Here is an 18790-nt window from a genome sequence, read left to right as displayed (position 1 = left end):
GTTCATAATTTCTTGTGTTAGGGTATTTTTGACTATTTCTTTACTAATACTAGTTCCTTGATTCTGCCTTGAGAATCCATCACCATTTCTTTTACCTTATGTGGAGCCTTCTTAAGGTCCTTTAAATAGTTAAGGTACTTAGTAATCGTAGTTGGTTCGTCAAAATCTTCAGTTCCATTGGCTGCGTAAAAAATGATCAATACTGGAGCTTCTCCATTACTAAACATTCCAACGGCTTCTCTGATATTATTATTTGCCGCATTAATAGACGAAGCATTCGCGATTTGCCCAAAATAATTAGACAACCTAGCGTCAAGCGCCCTATTGGCTGCCTCTGGATCTACTTTTGGTTCTTCCTTTACAGGAGGAGTTGGCTCGGGAGTGGTTTCTTCAATAACTTCTTCTGGTTCTTGGTTGGCATCAACCACCGCTTTTTGACTCTTACAAGAAGACATTACAAAGAGCAGTAAACAGAAGACTGGCACTAATTTAAAGATGCTTTTCATGTTGTGTGAATTTGGTTTCATATATATGGCTTCGTTAAACGATTTCTCATTAAGCAAGTTCTGTTCCAAGCTACTATTATTTTCACTAAACAGCTCTTTTAGCAACTTTTCACAAAGTTTTCTTTTCGAATAGAGAAAATTGCTGTCAAAATGAAAACAAGAATCTTGTAAGCGGACAAATATGGGGAAAGAATGACTCATTAACTTGTCATTTCTTACCGAGTTTTTAAGTAAGAATCTGCACAAAAAAAATGTCGCAACAGGAATTAACCCATTGCGACATTTCATGAAAATTAAATTCAGCTTTAACCTCTTGGAGCAATTTGAGCACCTTCAGGCATTTTGAAATTATCCATGCTTGGTACTTCTTTTGAAAGCTTTACATTTTCGAAAAGCACTTCATTTCTCATTCCACCTACTTCGCCATCTTTATATTGATACCACTGCAAAGATTTTGGTAAAGTAATTCCATTAATGGTTTGCCATTGATCATACTTAATTAAATTCCATCTGTCGCTTGCTTTTTCACTACCAAAAGTGGCAGTATACATTAACCAAGCCATTTTATTGGTTTCCGGATCGGAGTAAATGATGTAATTATCCTTAGATGACTCACCCACTCCGTTTTCATACGAAATTTTCACTCCATTATAAGTAGTACCCAGGATATTCATTGGCTCTACATCTTCATAAATCACGCCTTCATCGCCTACCACAAAAGGGAATGCGTAAAAATAGAAATAGAGGTTATAGGTCATTCGAGCTCGGGAAGCATTAGCCGTAGCTGGGCTTACCCAAACCTCATTACCATCAAAACCTGTTGTATCCTTTTCAGACTCAATCCGAGTATACCTGCTTTGGAGCTCAATCAAGTGATGCTGCCCATTGGACATATCATAAGAAAGCTGCTTCATTTCAGACCAATTACCAAAACCACCATGAGCATCAAAAACTTTAGTGATGCTTTCTGAGTGATGTTCCGTTTTTGGCGAAGTTACTTTTACCTCTTCAATTTTATTCTCAGTTTTTGTTTCTCCACAGCCCATTAGAGAAGCCATAAGGAAAACTATTAAATATTTTTTCATTTTCAGATTGATTAAATTCTGCCGTAAAGTTCACGAATTTACAGATTTCCAAAGTCAGATGGCTTACCCTATTAGTATACTTGTTCAAGAATGATAGGAATCCTTTTTCTCTAGCTGTTTCGGAATGTATATTTGGGCAAGAAATAATTTGAATGAAAGAGAAGCAAAAACATTTCGAAACCGAGGCCATTCGCACTCAGATTGAAGGCACACATGCGCAGGAGCATTCTACTCCTATGTACCTTACTTCTAGCTTCACTTATGAAGACGCTGAAGAAATGCGTGCGGCTTTTGCTGGTGAAAATGATAAGAACATCTACAGTCGCTTCAGCAACCCAAACCTACAAGAACTAGTAGACAAGGTCTGCAAAATGGAAAAGGCAGAAGCTGGTTACGCTTTTGCTTCAGGAATGGCTGCCATTTTCTCTACATTCGCTGCCTTACTTTCTTCGGGCGACCATATTATTTCTTGTCGATCCATTTTTGGTTCAACCCATACTGTTTTCGGTAAAATATTACCCAAATGGAATATCGACACCACTTATGTGGACATTGACAATACCAGCGATTGGGACAATGCGGTTCAACCCAATAGCAAAATTTTATATGTAGAAACCCCAACAAACCCAGCTGTAGATATTATTGATTTGGAATGGTTGGGGCATTTTGCAAAAAAGCACAATCTCATTTTAGTGGTCGACAATTGCTTTGCTACTCCTTACCTACAACAGCCCATTCAATATGGTGCCGACTTAGTAATTCATTCGGCCACCAAATTCATGGATGGACAAGGCCGTGTAATGGGTGGAATTACGGTTGGTAAAAAAGAATTGATTGATGAAATCTATGCCTTTAGTAGAAGTACTGGCCCTGCCCTTTCTGCCTTTAATGCTTGGGTAATTTCTAAAAGCTTAGAAACCTTGGCTGTACGCATGGATCGCCATTCTGAAAATGCACTCAAGCTGGCTGAATTTCTCGAAAATTCAGAATTTGTAGAATGGGTTAAATATCCCTTTCTAAAATCACACCCTATGTATGAAGTGGCTAAAAAGCAAATGAAGGCTGGTGGAGCAATGGTAGCATTTGGCATTAAAGGAGGCCTAGAAAGCGGAAGAACATTTTTGAACAACATTAAAATCTGTTCCCTTACTGCGAATTTAGGCGACAGCCGAACCATTGTAACTCACCCTTCTTCTACCACACACGCAAAGCTCTCGGAAGAAGAGAGAATAAAAGTGGGAATAACTCCGGAACTGATTAGGGTTTCAGTAGGTTTAGAGCATATTACAGATATTATAACCGACATTGAGCAAGCCTTAAAAGCCGCCCAATAATTTCCATATGAAAAACGTAACTGCGGAAATCCTGACCATTGGAGATGAAATTCTCTTTGGTCAAATTTTAGACACTAACGCCCAATGGATGAGTGCTGAACTCGATCTGCTTGGAATTAGAGTAGTGAGAAAAACTACGGTTGGCGACAATGAACCAGATATTCTGCATGCATTTACAGAAGCCGAAAGCCGAGCAGATTTGGTGTTAATTACAGGCGGTTTAGGCCCAACTAATGACGACCTTACTATGCCCAGTCTGGCCAAATATTTTGGTTGCAAAATTGTAGAAAACGCTAGTGTTTTGGCACACGTGAAAGACTTCTTCGAAAAACGAGGAAGGGATTTTACAGAGATGAATAGAAGGCAGGCGCTAGTTCCTGAAATTGCCGAGGTGATCCATAACTCTTTGGGCACTGCACCTTGCACATGGTATGAGCGGAACGGTAAAATATTTGTTTCCATGCCCGGGGTGCCTCATGAGATGAAAAATGTAATGAAGGAATTCATTATTCCGAAGGTTCGTACTTTCTTTCAAACCCCAGTAATTTACCATAAGGTAATTAGAACGGTAGGAATCGGTGAATCCTTTTTAGCAGATAAAATAAAAGATTGGGAAAAAGCCCTCCCCCATCATATTCGCTTGGCCTATCTTCCGAGTGTTGGTCATGTAAAATTAAGGCTAACTGCCTTTGGTGACGACCGCAGCCAACTGGAAAAAGATGTACAACAACTGATTGAAGCATTTATTCCTCTAGGCGGTAAATACATCTACGGCTATGACGAAACAAGCTTAGAAGAAGCCGTAGGCCAACTTCTTCTGGCCCAAAAGAAAACAATTGCGCTAGCAGAAAGTTGTTCGGGTGGATTTATTCAACATAAAATCACTCAAATTCCCGGATCATCTACTTACTTTCAGGGCGGAATTGTACCTTACCACAACCAATTTAAGATTGATGTGTTAGGTGTGAAGGCTTCCACACTTGAAAAACATGGTGCGGTAAGCGAAGAATGTGTTAAAGAAATGGCCGAGAGGGTTAGAGAAAAATTTAACTCAGACATTGGTGTAGCTAGCAGTGGAATTGCCGGACCAGGCGGTGGTTCTGAAGAAAAACCAGTAGGAACGGTATGGATTGCCTTTGCAGATGGCAAACAAACCATAACCAAACGACTTCAATTAACACAGAATAGGATATTAAATATTGAATTAACAGAAATAACAGTATTAAATTTGGTTAGAAAAAGTTTAAATTAATAGAACATTGATAATATTTGGTTTAATGCTATTTTTGTATTTTTAATGCGAACGTTTTTAATCTCTAAGAACATAAGAATATGGCACTTGTAGAAATGGTGATGCCTAAAATGGGCGAGAGTATAATGGAAGGCACGGTCTTGACTTGGCTAAAACAGGAGGGCGACACAATTGAAGCCGATGAGTCTGTATTGGAGGTAGCCACAGACAAGGTTGACACTGAAGTCCCTGCCATTCACGCAGGTGTTTTAAAAGAAATATTAGTAAAAGAAGGCGATGTAGTTGCTGTCGGAGCTCCAATTGCCCGAATAGAAACAGAAGCATCTGCTGGTGGTGATACTACACCAGCTGCTGCAGCCCCTAAAGTTACTACAGCAAGTGAAAAACCTGCAGAAGTCACATCCAACAATCAAGCGGTTGTATTAGATAAACCCGCTGGTGATAGGTTTTATTCACCTTTGGTAATGAACATTGCCCGTGAAGAAGGCATTTCTATGAGTGAATTGGAAAGAGTTCCAGGTACTGGCAGAGAAGACCGAGTAACTAAAAAAGATATTTTGGCCTACGTTAAAAACAGGCCACAAGGTGGTGTAGCAGCAGCTCCAACTCAAACGCAAACAACACCGTCTGCGCCAGTGCAGTCGGCTCCAAAGCAAATGCCAGTTTCGATTTCAGGTGAAGATGAAATCATAGAAATGGACAGAATGCGTAAGATGATTGCCGAGCGAATGGTAGATTCTAAACGCATTTCTCCTCACGTTACTTCTTTTGTTGAGGCAGATGTATCGAATGTAGTTGCTTGGAGAAACAAGGTGAAAAATGGCTTTATGGAAAGAGAAGGTGAGCCAATTACCTTCACTCCAATCTTTATTGAGGCCATTGTAAAAGCCATAAAAGACTACCCAATGATCAATATTCAGGTAGACGGCACTAGAATCATTAAGAAAAAAGACATCAATATTGGTTTAGCTGTAGCCTTACCTAGTGGTAACCTTATCGTTCCTGTAATTCACCGAGCCGACCAATACAACTTAACTGGGCTTACTAAAAAGGTAAATGCCTTGGCTAAAAAAGCACGTGAAAACAAATTGACACCAGATGATTTGCAAGGCGGTACTTTTACCGTTTCAAACGTGGGTTCATTCGGTAACGTAATGGGAACTCCAATTATCATGCAACCTCAAGTAGCAATTATGGCTTTAGGTGCAGTGGTTAAAAAACCAGCAGTAATTGAAACACCTTCGGGCGATGCAATCGCGATTCGTCATAAAATGTTCCTTTCACATTCTTACGACCACAGAGTTGTAGATGGTTCTTTAGGTGGAATGGTGGTAAGAAGAGTAGCTGATTATTTAGAGAAATTTGATCTAAAACAAACCCTATAATATTCTAGAAAATCAACCCTAAAACCTCAATCAGAAATGGTTGAGGTTTTTTTATTGCCCTTTAAGCTGAAAAATCAATTTCACATAGTTTCACAGCTCATACATTTACCAATAGATCAGAAAATTTCGCTATTTTAATTTCTATATAAAGTAAACCAAATATGGCATTTAGTATATAATTAAGTATCTTATCATATGCTTAAACAATTAAGCAAAAGCAGTTATCTTAAAATAATTCATAACAAAATGAGGTAAGAATTTATAAAAAGTGAATTTAAAATCCGAAGACATACATGAACTAGCGAATACTAGTAAAGGGCAAAACACACTTCTCGAGGCGTTAAACCAGGCTTCCATTATATCTGTTGTTGATACGAAAGGCAACTTCACTTTTGTAAACGACAACTTCTGTAACATCTCTGATTACAGTAGAAAAGAATTATTGGGTGAAAATCACAACCTCATTTCAACCATCGAAAGTCAAATCTCTTCTCACCACGCATGGAAAGGAGAACTGAAAAACAGAAAAAAAAACGGAACCTATTTTTGGACACAAGCCTCTATTGTTCCTACTAAAAACAATCAAGGAAAAATTGAACATTACACTATTGTTCAGATCGACATCACAGAAAGCAAGTTAAAAACACTCAATTCTCTAAACAGAAACTCACAAAAAGACACTGAGTTCAACCTTAATCAAGCCCAAAAAATTGCCAAGATCGGAAGTTTCGACACTAGTATGAATGAGATATGGTGGTCAAACGAGTTGTTTGCATTATTTGGGTTAAGTCCTAACAACTTCAAACCCCAAAGAGATAGCTTTTATAGCTTGTTACATCCGAATGATCAACCTTCATTTGATAAATTAGTGGAGTCTCTTTCTAATGAAACAAAAACTCAATTTGAGTTTAGAGCAAAACATTCTAGCGGAAAGTGGCTACACCTTGAATTAACAGCAGAAGCAAAGTATGATAAGGACAACAACTTTATTGGGTCGATTGGCACAATGCAAGACATAACAGAGAGGAAAGAAGCGCAAGCTGCCCTTAGATATGCCTATAACATAATCAACCGCAGTCCAGCAGTTGTTTTTAGATGGAAAAACATTCAAGACCTTCCTGTCGATTTTGTGTCAAATAATGTTTTGGAACTTACCGGATACTCAACTGAGGATTTTTTAAACAAACGGATTAGTTATGATGACATCATACATCCAGAAGATCGAGAACGTGTCAGTTTTGAGGTATTACAAGCCAATTCAAGTAACATAAATAACATGTATCATCATGAGCCTTATAGGCTTATTACAAAAAATGGGGAAACAAAATGGGTGCTTGATACCACCTACATAAGACGCAATACTGCTGGAAAAGTAATGTTTCGCGAAGGCATTGTTTATGACATTACCAAACAAAGGATGGCCGAAGAAGGCCTCAGAAAAAATGAGGCATTATTAGCCAACATGAGTGAAACAGCAAAGATTGGCGGTTGGGAATTAGACGTTAACACATTGCAAATTGATTGGACAGATGAAACATATTTTATTTATGAACTAGACCCCGGTCAACAACCAAACTTAGCAGAAGGAATTAAATATTATCATCCTGATGATCGGTCTAAAATTGAAAAAGCTGTTCAAAAGGCCATTGACCTAAAAGAGCCATTTGATCTAGAAGTTAAATTTATAACAGCAACAGGTAAACAATTATGGGTTCGTGCAATTGGTAGGCCTATTACAAAAAACGGAAAAACCACAAAAGTAACGGGTACATTCCAAGACATTACCGAACGTAAAAAAACTGAATTATCCATCCAACACCACCTTCAGTTATTAGAACAGAAAAATAAAGAGTTGAATCAGTTTGCATACATCGCATCACACGATTTACAAGAACCTCTTCGAACTGTGGCAAACTATGTTGAACTGCTCAATTGGAAATACCAAGATAAATTAGATGCAAATTCAAATCTATACCTAAGCTATATCACGCGTTCGGTAGAGCGAATGCAAGACTTGCTGCATGCATTATTAGAGTATACAAGCATTGGGAAATACGAAAAGGAACCAACACTTATTGACTGTAATCATATATTGGATCAAGTTAAGGTTGATTTATCTGCCCAGCTGGAAAAAAAGAAAGTCAAACTTAAAATTAACAAACTAGTACAAGTTAAAGGTTATGGACACGAGTTACGATCTCTTTTTCAAAACCTAATATCTAACTCCATTAAATACTGCAAGCCCGATACCACTCCCGAAATTGATATTTCTGTAGAGAAAGAAACTAATCAATATACTTTTGCTATAAAGGATAATGGAATTGGCATTGATGAAAAATATAAAGAGAAGATATTTGTGATTTTTCAACGGCTTCATAATCATGACACTTATGAAGGAACAGGGATTGGATTAGCCCGGTGTCGGAAAATTGCAGAATTACATGGTGGCAAAATATGGGTCGATTCTCAACCCAATCAAGGTAGTACATTCTATTTTTCTATTCCAAATTAATTAATTATGAAAAAGAAAATCCCCTGCGTATTATTAGTTGACGACAACGAGGCTGATAATTTCTATCATAAAATCGTGATAGAAAGATCTGAATTTGCAGAAGAAATAGTATCGGTTACCGGAGGACAAGAGGCTTTAGAATACCTTCAATTAAGTTTGAAAGGAGAAAACCCATCGCCAGATTTGATTTTTCTTGATATTAACATGCCTAGAATGGATGGGTGGGAGTTTTTAGAAGCTTATGCAAAGCTGGACAAACCTGAAAACGAAAGAATCATAGTGGTTATGCTGTCTACTTCTAAAAATCCAGAATATATTAAAAAAGCGAACGAAATAAACGAAGTAAGCGAATTCACCAGCAAGCCACTCACCACTGAGTACTTAGAAGAGATTCGTGAGAAATACTTTAGTAAGTAACTCAAACTAGCTAATCAATAGCTTCGCACACCGTTTTCTTATCTCAAAACCTAAACCCTCCTTCTTCTATTAAAATCTTTTGAAAATTATTACCCTACTAATTTGGTAGATTTTATATTCTTTCTTTTTCTTTGCACCAGAAATCAAATCACTAAAACTCAAAGTATGGATCTGAACATTTCTACACAAGTAAGCAAAGCCGCCAAAAGAGACATCCTTGAGCTCAAAGCAAAGATTGAAAGGTTTCAACAAGGCAAAATTGAAGAAGACAAATTCAAACTCTTTCGTTTAACGCGAGGCGTTTATGGCCAACGCCAACCTGGTGTTCAAATGGTGCGCATTAAACTTCCATATGGAAAAGTAACCTCAAATCAACTGGTTAAGATTGCTGAGGTATCTGATAAATACGCAACGGGTAATTTACACTTAACCACGCGTCAGGATATTCAACTGCACTTTGTTAAAATGCAGGATTCTCCTGCCCTATGGGCTGAATTAGAAGAAGAGCAAATTACATTGCGTGGTGCTTGCGGTAACACAGTTAGAAATGTAACTGCATCGCCAGACGCAGGCATCAATCCAAACGAACCGTTTGATGTTACGGCATATGCCCATGAGTTAACCCATTATTTCCTTAGAAACCCCATTTGCCAAGATATGGGAAGGAAATTCAAAATTGCCTTTGCATCAGATGACAAAGACTCTGCTTATACTTATTTTCATGATATAGGGTTCATACCTAAACTGAAGGAAGAAAACGGTCAAAGTATCAAAGGCTTTAAAGTAGTGCTTGGAGGTGGATTAGGAGCCGTATCTATGATTGCTCAAACTGCACATGAATTCTTACCAGCCGATCAGTTCATCCCGTTTACAGAAGCTGTAATTAGAGTATTCGATCGGTATGGCGAGCGTACCAATCGAAACAAAGCCAGAATGAAGTTTTTGGTAAAGAAAATTGGTTTTGATCAGTTGTTAAAGCTTGTGGCCGAAGAGCAAAAAGCATTAAAGGTAAAGTCATTTGAGGTGAATAACGATTATGAAAAAATCACTCTCCCTGAAAACCCTTCGATTCCACCGGTAACTTTAGAAAACTGGCAACAGTTTGAAGACTGGCAACGCACCAATGCATTTCCACAAAAACAATCAGACTACTTTGGTATCTGGGTACGAGTTTCTTTAGGAGACATTCATTCTTCTACCGTCAAACTATTGGCCAAGCTGGTTCAAAAATATACGGCAGACGACATTAGAGTTACTGTAAACCAAGGTTTGCTTATTAAGTATGTTCGGAAAGAATTACTACCATTCTTCTTTCAAAAATTAACTGAACTCGGCCTAGCAAAACCTGGATTCAATTCCACACACGACATTACTTCTTGCCCCGGTTCCGACACTTGTAATTTAGCTGTTACCAATAGCACCGCCCTGTCTACAACCCTCGAACACATGCTCAACAATGAGTTCAAACATTTGATTGATGAATCCTTTATCAAAATCAAAATCAGTGGTTGTATGAATGCCTGTGGTCAGCATATGGCAGCAAACATTGGCTTCCACGGAAGTTCAATAAAAAATGGTGCGCTTGTTATTCCTGCTATGCAAGTGGTTATTGGTGGTGGTATTTCCCCTAACGGGGAAGGCTTTATTGCAGAAAAAATAATAAAAGTACCTACTAAGAAAATCCCCTTGGCCTTATCTATTATTCTTCATGAGTTTGCAGAAAAAGCCAATGAAGGCGAATATTTTAACGATTTCTATCAACGTTTAGGGAAAATGCATTTCTATCATTTGCTCAAGCCATTGACGGATGTACAAGCACTCGAGGCTTCAGACTATGTGGACTGGGGGAAATCAGAAAGCTTTAGTCCGGAAATTGGTGTGGGCGAATGCGCTAGTGTAACATTAGACGTAATTCAAACGGTAATTGAAGAAGCTAAAGAAAGACTGGATTGGTCTAAAGAAGGCTTAGATGAAGGCATTTATGCCGATGCTATTTACAATAGTTACAATGCCTTTGTGATTGCGGCCAAGGCCCTACTGCTTAGTGAAGATGTAAGTTGTAATACACAAATAGGCATTCTCCAGAGCTTCGATCAAACCTTTCAAAACAAAGCTCTTTTTCAATTTGAGCCTTCATTTGAAGATTTCGTACTCCAAATCAACAAGAATGAACCATCAAAAGAGTTTGCCAACAGCTTTTACAATGCTGCAGAACATTTTCTAATAAAAGCCAACACCTATAGAAGCCAGCAATTGGCTGATGCAAATGGTGTAGACAAAACCGTAATCACCGATTTCTATAAAGCCTAATGCAGAGTATACATCCAAAATTAACCCTTGTAGGCGCAGGCCCGGGCGATCCAGATTTAATCAGTGTAAAGGGAATTAAAGCCATTGCCGATGCCGATGTCATTCTTTACGATGCATTGGTTAGTAAGGAGTTGTTAACCTATGCCACCAAGCGAGCAGAACTTATCTACGTGGGCAAACGTGTAGGAAAACACAGCCACACTCAAAATGCCATCAATGAATTGATAGTATACTTTGCCCAAGAAAAAGGACATGTGGTTCGCTTAAAGGGAGGAGATCCATTTATTTTTGGCCGTGGCTATGAAGAAATTGTTTATGCTCAAAAACATGGTATCTCTACTGCTATGGTTCCCGGTATCAGCAGTGCTCATGCCGTACCTGCACTACAGAACATCCCCCTTACTTCCAGAGGTATAAACCAAAGTTACTGGGTAACTACTGGCACTACCAGCACAGGCGAGTTATCGCCAGATATTACCATTGCGGCACAATCATCGGCCACAATAGTAATTCTAATGGGCACTAGAAAGTTAACTGAGATTTGTCAAGTTTTTCAAGAAGTAAAAAAAGGAAACACTTCAATTGCAATTATTCAGAATGGCACATTACCAAACGAAAAAATTGTAGTCGGTACGATTGATGACATTCAAGAAAAAGCAAAAGAAAGTGAAGTTGGCGCACCTGCCATAATCGTTATTGGAGAGACTGTAAACCTCCGTCAAGAACAAAAGCTCTCTTCTATTCAACAACAAGTATTTGCTCATGGTCAATGAACTCTACCCTGTTTTTCTCAAAGTACATGCTTTCGATGTACTCATTGTTGGCGGAGGCGATGTTGGGCTAGAGAAAATAAGCTTCTTGTTAAAAAGCAGCCCAAACGCTAAAGTCACTTTGGTAGCCAAAGAAATAAAGAATGAAATCAAAGTATTAGCTAAAGATCACCTTTCTGTAAAGCTAATAGAACGAGAGTTTTTTAATGAAGATTTGACCGAAATGCAGTTGGTTATTATTGCAACTGAAAATCGAGCATTGAACAAAACTATACATACCGAAGCCAAAGAAAGAGGCATTTTGGTAAACGTAGCCGACACCCCCGAATTATGTGATTTCTATATGGGAAGTATAGTTACCAAAGGCGATTTAAAAATTGGAATTTCAACCAATGGAAAATCTCCAACCATTGCCAAACGATTAAGAGAGCTTTTTAATGATTTACTTCCAGATGAAATTGAAACCCTGATTAGCAATATGGAAATGATTCGAAATAACATAAAAGGAGATTTCAGTAAAAAAGTAAAAGAGCTCAATAAATTGACTGAACACCTGATAAACAAATAAAAGGATTAGCAACATAGTCCTCATATTCAATGTTAATTCACTAATTTTCAATTCCATATTAAATAGTGTTATGAAAGAAATTACCGTAAAGGAACTAGCAGAACTAAAAGCATCAGGAGAAGACTTTCAGTTGATTGATGTAAGAGAACAAAATGAATTTGAAATAGCTGAAATTGGTGGAGAATTAATTCCCATGAACACCATTCCAGACAACGTAGATAAAGTGAGTCGCGATAAGAAAGTGGTGATTCATTGCCGAAGCGGAAAACGAAGTGGAGATGTAATCAACTGGTTAGAGCAAAACCATGGTTTCGAAAATCTCTATAACCTTAAAGGTGGAATTCTGGCCTATGCCGATGAAATTGACAATAACTTAACGAAATACTAAACTGTTTTCAGAAGGTTGAAACTTATTCAACCTTCTGAAAACCTAAAATCGGCTATATTTTCTAACGCGAATAAAATTGCGAATCACTCCAAAGAGCACTAACAAAACAATTGGCCCTACAAGGTTAATCAACTGCCATTTCAACTTCTCTTTTTGCGCTCGAATTCTATCTAAAGGCCGTAGCTTAATCTCTTTATTTCTTGCCTGAATTAACCCATCATCGTCTATCAAATAGGTCAGCGCATTCATCATAAAGTCTTTGTTGGCGAATACTCTTTTTTCTTCACCTTCAGCATAAGGGTTAAAACCTAAATCGAGCGGTACTCCTCGCTGCATTTCATTTCTGATAATATCGCCATCGCCAATTACAATGATTTTTGTATTGGGGCTATCGGCTTTAAAATTATTGGTATTCACTCCTTCTTTAGGCAAAACTCTATTTTTGAAAAGGCTTTCAAATTCTCCTTCCAATAAATAAGCAATAGGGTGTTGTCCTCCTTGGTAAAGACTTGGGTCATTCTCCGCTGCGATTTCCTCAAACGAAACAGGTGCTGGCGCATTCAGAATTCGAGTATATTGCGAGGTGAATATCAGCGGAGTTTTCTTAATGCCTTGAGCGGCTACTGTGTCAATCGTACTGGTAAAACGTGTGTAAACGGCATCTAAATTACGAGTAATCGGATGATCGCTAAACCACGAAGCACCAAAGAAAAACGGCCAGCGTAAATTCGTAATTGTTTGAGAATCGTCCATTCGTACTGGGTATCGACCGAAATTCTGTACATCCAAGATGAAATCATTTTTCAACCTAATTCCATAACGAAAAAACAGATCATCCAGATCTAGCGTGTAAGGCAAGCCAAAAGTACCTACTCCACCCGCTTGACGCATGTCTACTCCAAGAGCATCGACCATAAAAATAGCCTTTCCCCCATGCATCAAATACTGATCAATTTTAAACTTATCTTCCCTAGAAAAAGCCTTGGTAGGCTTTGCCATAATAATCACATCGAAGTTTTTCAACTCCTTTGCCTCACTCAAATCGACAGGCACTATATCAAATGCTTCAGAGAAATCCCGAGCAAACCAATAAATATTCAACGAATCAAGCTCTCCATGCCCCTGAAGTAACCCAATGCGTTTTCTGTCTATATCAGCAATCCGCTGAATTCCAGTCGCTAGTTCATATTCAATTCCTTCTAGTGATTGGTTAAGTTTTGCTTCAAATGACGCCCCTTGGTTCCCTTTCAGTAATAAAACACTGGAAGTTCGATCTCCATAACGAAGCACCACATAGGGAAAAATAAGCTTCTGAACATCCGTTCCATTATCATTATCAAATATTCTAGTGGGCGACAGCCCCGAGTCCATCCAAGCCTGATAATTCTTATTCCGCTCCGTTTCCGTAGATGCAGCTCCAGGATCGTTAATTGAATAGTAAATTGGCTGGTTGCTATAAACACCCAACTCTTCTACGGTTTCCACAATAGATTTTTGAAAACGCTGAAATTCGGTTGGTAAATCGGTTCCCAATAAAATTTCAACATGTAAAGGCTGATTCAATTTTCTCAATAATTCCTTTGTTGGCTCTTGAAGTGTATATCGTTTTTCTTCTGTTAAATCAAACCTCCAAAAGAAGTTGGCAGCAACTACATTGACCGCAAAAACGATGAACAAACCCAATCCAAATATTCTAATTGCCTTTACCCTGTGTGGTTTAAATGACATTCTTCGCGCAGCAAATTTTAGCGAGGTAAGCAGCAAAACAACAGTAATAGTGCTGAAGAAATACACTAGATTTCTTGAGTCAATCAGGCCGCGACTCATGGCGTCATAATGAAATGAAAGGCTCATTTCATCAATATAAAGGGCAGTTTGACCTGTAAATATATCGGCCAATGCACTTATGCCAGTGAACATAAAGAAGCAGAAGAATACGGCCAGAATGAAAGCTACAATTTGATTTTCGCTGAGTGCGGATGCAAATAGCCCAATGGATGTAAATACACCACCCAATAAAATAAGGCCTATATAAGATCCAATAATTCCAGGTGTATCTAAATTCCCAACTGGATTTCCGAGCTGATAAACCGAATAATAATAAACAAGCGTAGGAAGCACTGAGAAAATTACCAAAGAAAAAGCAGCCAAGTACTTCCCTAAAATAATCTGAAAGTCACTCAATGGACGGGTAAGCAGCAACTCTAAAGTGCCTGCTTTTCTCTCTTCAGCCAACATCCGCATGGTAATGGCCGGAATAAGAAACATGTAAACAAAAGGGCCTAGCGAAAAAAGCGTATCAAGCTGAGCATAACCGTAGTCGATTACACTGGTTTCAGGAAAAACCCACATCAATAACCCAATACCAGTAAGAAAAACACCGATCACAACATAAGCGATCAACGAATTCAGAAACTGTTGAACCTCTTTTCTATAAATCGCCCACATTGCTCTGTTGGTTAGTTAAGTCATAGAAAATTTGTTCTAGGTCTTGTTCAATAAGTTGCATCTCTAAAATCACCCAGTTTCTTTCCGAAGCCAGTTTAAAAAATCGCTCTCGAATATCTTTATTCACCTTTGATGTAACCTGGTATTTTCCTGCACCTAAATCTTTAAACTGAAAATCTTTAATTTCAGAAATAGCTTTAAGATCAACTGGTTTAGATAATTCAACATACAAAACCTGTTTTACACCCGAAATCAAATGAGCAACCGAATCGTTGGCCACAATTCTACCCTGATTTATAATCACCACTCTATTACACAAAGCTTTCACTTCTTGCATAATATGAGTCGAAAGAATTACCGTTTTATCTTTACTGATTTGCTTAATTAAACCTCTGATTTCAGCAAGCTGGTTGGGGTCTAAGCCAGTGGTGGGCTCATCGAGAATAAGCACTTCAGGGTCATGCAATAATGCCTGAGCCAAGCCTACTCTTTGCCTATACCCTTTTGAAAGCGAGCCTATCTTCTTATTCTGCTCACGTGTTAAGCCACAAAGCCGAATCATTTCAGCTATCCGCTGCTTCCTCTTCTCTCCTTTTATTTGATGAAGGGAAGCAATAAAAGCCAAATACTCGTGAACGAACATATCTAAATACAGCGGATTATGCTCAGGCAAATAACCAATAATGGCTCTCGCTTTTTTAGACTCTTTCACAATATCAAACCCCTTCACAATTACCTCTCCTTCGGAAGGCGGCAGGTAGCCTGTCGCAATTTTCATTGTGGTCGATTTACCCGCACCATTAGGTCCGAGTAAACCAAGAATATCTCCTTTGTTTACTTCAAAAGAGATTCCATCAACAGCTTTTTGTTGTCCGTAAACTTTGGTGAGTTGCTTTACCTGTATCGACATTGAATCCTTAACGAGGCCTAATATTATTTATTGGGCTTTCCTTTTGGCCATAATGGACGAACTTCTACATCCACCACATGGTAATTTGCAAAAGTTTGAACAGACTGAACAATGGAGTTTGCTACATCTTGCGGACGCATCATATTATCGTTGGCATTTGCCAATTCAATACTATCGAAGAAATTGGTATTGGTTGAACCTGGGTAAATTGTCGTTACCTTTATTCCATGTTCTCTTAGCTCTTGAAAAATAGAATGTGAAATTCCTCGAACCGCATGTTTTGTTCCTACATAGCCTGACATTGTTTTAATTCCACTTGTTCCTGCAATGGAAGAAATATTAACAATATGCCCTTCTCCCAATTCTATCATGCTAGGTACGGCTACTTTAATGCAATAAAATAATCCATGAACATTGATGTCATACATCTCTCTCCATTCGGCCACATCCATTTCGTGAATAAGCCCTTGATAACCCATTCCAGCATTATTCACCAAAACACTTGCCTTACCAAGCTTATCAGAAGTGGCTTTATAAGAAGCCTGAACATTATCCCAATCAGAAACATCTGTCTTGAAAAAATGGAAATTAGGATCATCCAGTTTCGGTTCCGTTCTTCCCCATCCCGCTACAATGGCTCCACCTTCCAACAATTGTTTCACCGTTTCCAAACCAATTCCTTTACTTACGCCAGTTACAATGGCCACTTTCCCTTGAATATCCATAGTGTGAAATTAACAAGCTAAAACTGATTATGGAACTGTAAAGCAATGTTAATCTTAAAACGATTTTTTAGTAACTTCTCAAAAAAAAGAAAATGATACTATCAACAACAGACTTTGTTCCGAATAAAGAAATTATAGAGATCGTAGGTATAGCTAGAGGTAGTACTGTAAGGGCTAGAAATGTAGGTAGGGATATCTTCGCTGGCTTTAAAAATTTAGTTGGGGGCGAAATAGATGAATACACCCAACTACAAGCTGAATCAAGAGAAGAGGCAATTTTTAGAATGACGAAGGACGCTGAAAAACTAGGAGCGCATGCTATTATCAATGTTCGATTTACAACCGCTATGATTATGCAAGGAACAGCTGAAATACTTGCCTATGGAACAGCAGTTAAGCTGAAGTAATTCATTCAAAAATGGCCGCTTTAATTATATGGACAGCGATCACAATTTGGGTTGTAATCGCTGTCAGAATAGCTTTTGGCATAAAAAGACGAATCAATCAACGCAGTAGCGAAGAATTTGAAAAACGTAGTAATTAACAATTACTGTAGCGCAATCAACTTCTGTAATAGAATAGTCATCCCCTTCTCGGCCTTTGCTGCCGCTGCCAATATTTTAGAAAGTTCAGCCACTTCCAAGTGATCTGGGTCACACAAATCAGTTATAGCAGAAATAGCAAACACAGGAAGATTCATATGTCGAGCTACAATTACTTCTGGTACAGTAGACATTCCAACAGCATCTGCTCCAATGATTTTCAAAAAACGATATTCAGCTTTTGTTTCTAAATTAGGGCCGCTCACACCAGCGTATACGCCTTCATGACACCTTATCCCTTCTTCCTTCGCAATCGATAAAGCCTGATCAATCATTTTTCGCTCGTAAGGCTCACTCATATCTGGAAAGCGTCCACCAAACTCATCAAGGTTAGCACCTGTTAACGGATTCTCCTTAGTCAAATCAATATGGTCTTCAATAATCATTAAATCAGCCACCTGAAAGCTTAAATTCACACCACCAGCAGCATTTGAAACAAAAAGTTTCTTAATACCTAAAAGCTTTAATACACGGACAGGAAAAGTTACCTGTTTCATGTCGTAACCTTCATAATAATGAAATCGCCCCTGCATAGCTACAACCCTCTTTCCTGAAAGTTCTCCGAAAATCAGCCTACCACTATGACTCTCTACTGTTGAGATAGGAAAGTGAGGTATTTCTTTATATTCAATTGTGTGCTCAATTCTAATCTTATCTACTAAAGCCCCTAAACCCGTTCCCAGTATAATACCAAATTCAGGCTTAAAATCGTTTTCGGATTGAATATAGTTAAGTGCTTCAAAAACTCGTTTGGTATAGTCCATAGTATCAATTCTCAATTCAGTTTCAAAGATGCAAAAGATTTCATTTTGGGAGGAACTTTAAAAGTCAAAACTTAATTCCATAATCATACTTCTATAAAAGCGTATAGTTCTATGCTCTTTCAGGCAAAGGCCTTAATTTCGAATTGAAATCAAATCACAACATGATCACAATTGTAGTAGGAACCAATCGTATTAATTCAGTTAGTAGACAAGTCGCAAATTACTATCAATCCATTATTCAAGAAAAAGGCATTTCTGCCGAAATTGTTGATCTCGTTGACTTACCCCATGATTTCACGGGAACGGCTCTTTACGAAAACAATGGAAATAACGCTATTTTCAATACGATGAGAGATAAAGTTCAAAGTGCTGAAAAACTTATTTTTATCGTCCCTGAATACAACGGTTCTTTCCCTGGTATACTTAAAACATTCATCGATGGATTAAAATACCCTCAAGGAGTTAGAGATAAAAAGGCTGCATTAGTGGGTATTTCCTCAGGCGTACAAGGCGGAGTTTTTGCAATGTCTCACCTCACAGATATTTTTAATTATTTAGGAATGCATGTATTTGCGCTTAAACCTAAACTAGCCGCTATAGAAAGTAACTTTATCAATGGCCGAATTACAAACGCCCTGTATAACGAGCTTATCAATACTCAGATTGATAAATTTATAAAATTCTGATTGGCAACTTTTCTTTTAAGGAGTCTGCCGGCAAAACCTAGCTAAAAAACTCATTAATAACTACAGTAGTACCTTTCCCTCATTTCGTTTAGGAAAGATTGTACATAAAAAAAACCCCAAGAGATTAA

17 protein-coding genes are annotated in these 18790 nt (G+C 38.2%); 11 read left to right on the top strand and 6 right to left on the bottom strand.

Annotated elements, in window-relative coordinates; translation table 11 throughout:
* Positions 1-32 precede the first annotated feature (32 nt).
* Positions 33-506: a nucleoid-structuring protein H-NS gene (locus AWW67_RS18860; protein ID WP_141655366.1), complete on the bottom strand. Its 474-nt coding sequence runs from the start codon at positions 504-506 to the stop codon at positions 33-35.
* 305 nt (positions 507-811) lie between these two features.
* Positions 812-1591 carry a DUF6503 family protein gene (locus AWW67_RS02635; protein WP_062300064.1) on the bottom strand — a complete coding sequence of 260 codons (780 nt, stop codon included), beginning with the start codon at positions 1589-1591 and terminating at the stop codon, positions 812-814.
* A 152-nt stretch (positions 1592-1743) separates the two neighbouring features.
* Between AWW67_RS02635 and AWW67_RS02630 the strand changes: the two genes are divergently transcribed.
* The 9 genes from AWW67_RS02630 (at position 1744) to AWW67_RS02590 (ending at position 12527) form a co-directional block, all read left to right on the top strand.
* Positions 1744-2925 (top strand): trans-sulfuration enzyme family protein, encoded by a 1182-nt coding sequence (locus AWW67_RS02630; RefSeq protein ID WP_062300062.1) that lies wholly within the window; start codon positions 1744-1746, stop codon positions 2923-2925.
* A gap of 7 nt (positions 2926-2932) precedes the next feature.
* Positions 2933-4177 carry a competence/damage-inducible protein A gene (locus AWW67_RS02625; RefSeq protein ID WP_062300060.1) on the top strand — a complete coding sequence of 415 codons (1245 nt, stop codon included), beginning with the start codon at positions 2933-2935 and terminating at the stop codon, positions 4175-4177.
* 80 nt (positions 4178-4257) lie between these two features.
* Complete coding sequence (locus AWW67_RS02620) at positions 4258-5562, top strand: dihydrolipoamide acetyltransferase family protein (RefSeq protein WP_062300058.1); 1305 nt, start codon at positions 4258-4260, stop codon at positions 5560-5562.
* Positions 5563-5830: 268 nt separating this feature from the next.
* Positions 5831-8074: a PAS domain-containing protein gene (locus tag AWW67_RS02615; RefSeq protein ID WP_062300056.1), complete on the top strand. Its 2244-nt coding sequence runs from the start codon at positions 5831-5833 to the stop codon at positions 8072-8074.
* A gap of 6 nt (positions 8075-8080) precedes the next feature.
* Positions 8081-8491: a response regulator gene (locus tag AWW67_RS02610; RefSeq protein WP_053224583.1), complete on the top strand. Its 411-nt coding sequence runs from the start codon at positions 8081-8083 to the stop codon at positions 8489-8491.
* 165 nt (positions 8492-8656) lie between these two features.
* Entirely contained in the window at positions 8657-10801 is a 2145-nt protein-coding gene (locus AWW67_RS02605) for a ferredoxin-like domain-containing protein (RefSeq protein ID WP_062300055.1), read from the top strand.
* Positions 10801-11574, top strand: a complete 774-nt coding sequence (cobA, locus tag AWW67_RS02600; RefSeq protein ID WP_062300053.1) for a uroporphyrinogen-III C-methyltransferase — start codon at positions 10801-10803, stop codon at positions 11572-11574. Before AWW67_RS02605 ends, cobA begins: the two co-directional genes overlap by 1 nt.
* Positions 11564-12139 carry a precorrin-2 dehydrogenase/sirohydrochlorin ferrochelatase family protein gene (locus tag AWW67_RS02595; protein WP_062300052.1) on the top strand — a complete coding sequence of 192 codons (576 nt, stop codon included), beginning with the start codon at positions 11564-11566 and terminating at the stop codon, positions 12137-12139. The genes cobA and AWW67_RS02595 overlap by 11 nt, the downstream gene beginning before the upstream one ends.
* A gap of 70 nt (positions 12140-12209) precedes the next feature.
* Complete coding sequence (locus AWW67_RS02590; RefSeq protein WP_062300050.1) at positions 12210-12527, top strand: rhodanese-like domain-containing protein; 318 nt, start codon at positions 12210-12212, stop codon at positions 12525-12527.
* Positions 12528-12569: 42 nt separating this feature from the next.
* Here AWW67_RS02590 and gldG read toward each other — a convergent pair whose 3' ends face one another.
* The 3 genes from gldG to AWW67_RS02575 are packed head-to-tail and all read right to left on the bottom strand — an operon-like array spanning position 12570 to position 16610.
* Positions 12570-14975 (bottom strand): gliding motility-associated ABC transporter substrate-binding protein GldG, encoded by a 2406-nt coding sequence (gene gldG / locus AWW67_RS02585; protein WP_062300048.1) that lies wholly within the window; start codon positions 14973-14975, stop codon positions 12570-12572.
* Positions 14959-15885 (bottom strand): gliding motility-associated ABC transporter ATP-binding subunit GldA, encoded by a 927-nt coding sequence (gene gldA, locus AWW67_RS02580; RefSeq protein ID WP_062300046.1) that lies wholly within the window; start codon positions 15883-15885, stop codon positions 14959-14961. Before gldA ends, gldG begins: the two co-directional genes overlap by 17 nt.
* 23 nt (positions 15886-15908) lie before the next feature.
* Complete coding sequence (locus AWW67_RS02575) at positions 15909-16610, bottom strand: SDR family oxidoreductase (RefSeq protein WP_062300044.1); 702 nt, start codon at positions 16608-16610, stop codon at positions 15909-15911.
* Positions 16611-16702: 92 nt separating this feature from the next.
* Between AWW67_RS02575 and AWW67_RS02570 the strand changes: the two genes are divergently transcribed.
* Positions 16703-17017 carry a YbjQ family protein gene (locus tag AWW67_RS02570; protein ID WP_053224575.1) on the top strand — a complete coding sequence of 105 codons (315 nt, stop codon included), beginning with the start codon at positions 16703-16705 and terminating at the stop codon, positions 17015-17017.
* A gap of 140 nt (positions 17018-17157) precedes the next feature.
* On the opposite strand, the gene AWW67_RS02565 is transcribed toward AWW67_RS02570, so the two are convergent.
* On the bottom strand, positions 17158-17976 hold the full coding sequence (locus AWW67_RS02565) for a purine-nucleoside phosphorylase (protein WP_062300043.1): 819 nt from the start codon (positions 17974-17976) through the stop codon (positions 17158-17160).
* A 161-nt stretch (positions 17977-18137) separates the two neighbouring features.
* Between AWW67_RS02565 and AWW67_RS02560 the strand changes: the two genes are divergently transcribed.
* Positions 18138-18662, top strand: a complete 525-nt coding sequence (locus AWW67_RS02560) for an NADPH-dependent FMN reductase (protein WP_053224573.1) — start codon at positions 18138-18140, stop codon at positions 18660-18662.
* Positions 18663-18790: the final 128 nt, after the last annotated feature.

The organism is Roseivirga seohaensis, from assembly GCF_001592945.1.
Classification (GTDB): Bacteria; Bacteroidota; Bacteroidia; order Cytophagales; family Cyclobacteriaceae; genus Roseivirga; species Roseivirga seohaensis.
The sequence above is the reverse complement of the archived record's forward strand: the minus strand, read 5'-3'. Positions and strand labels throughout refer to the sequence as shown.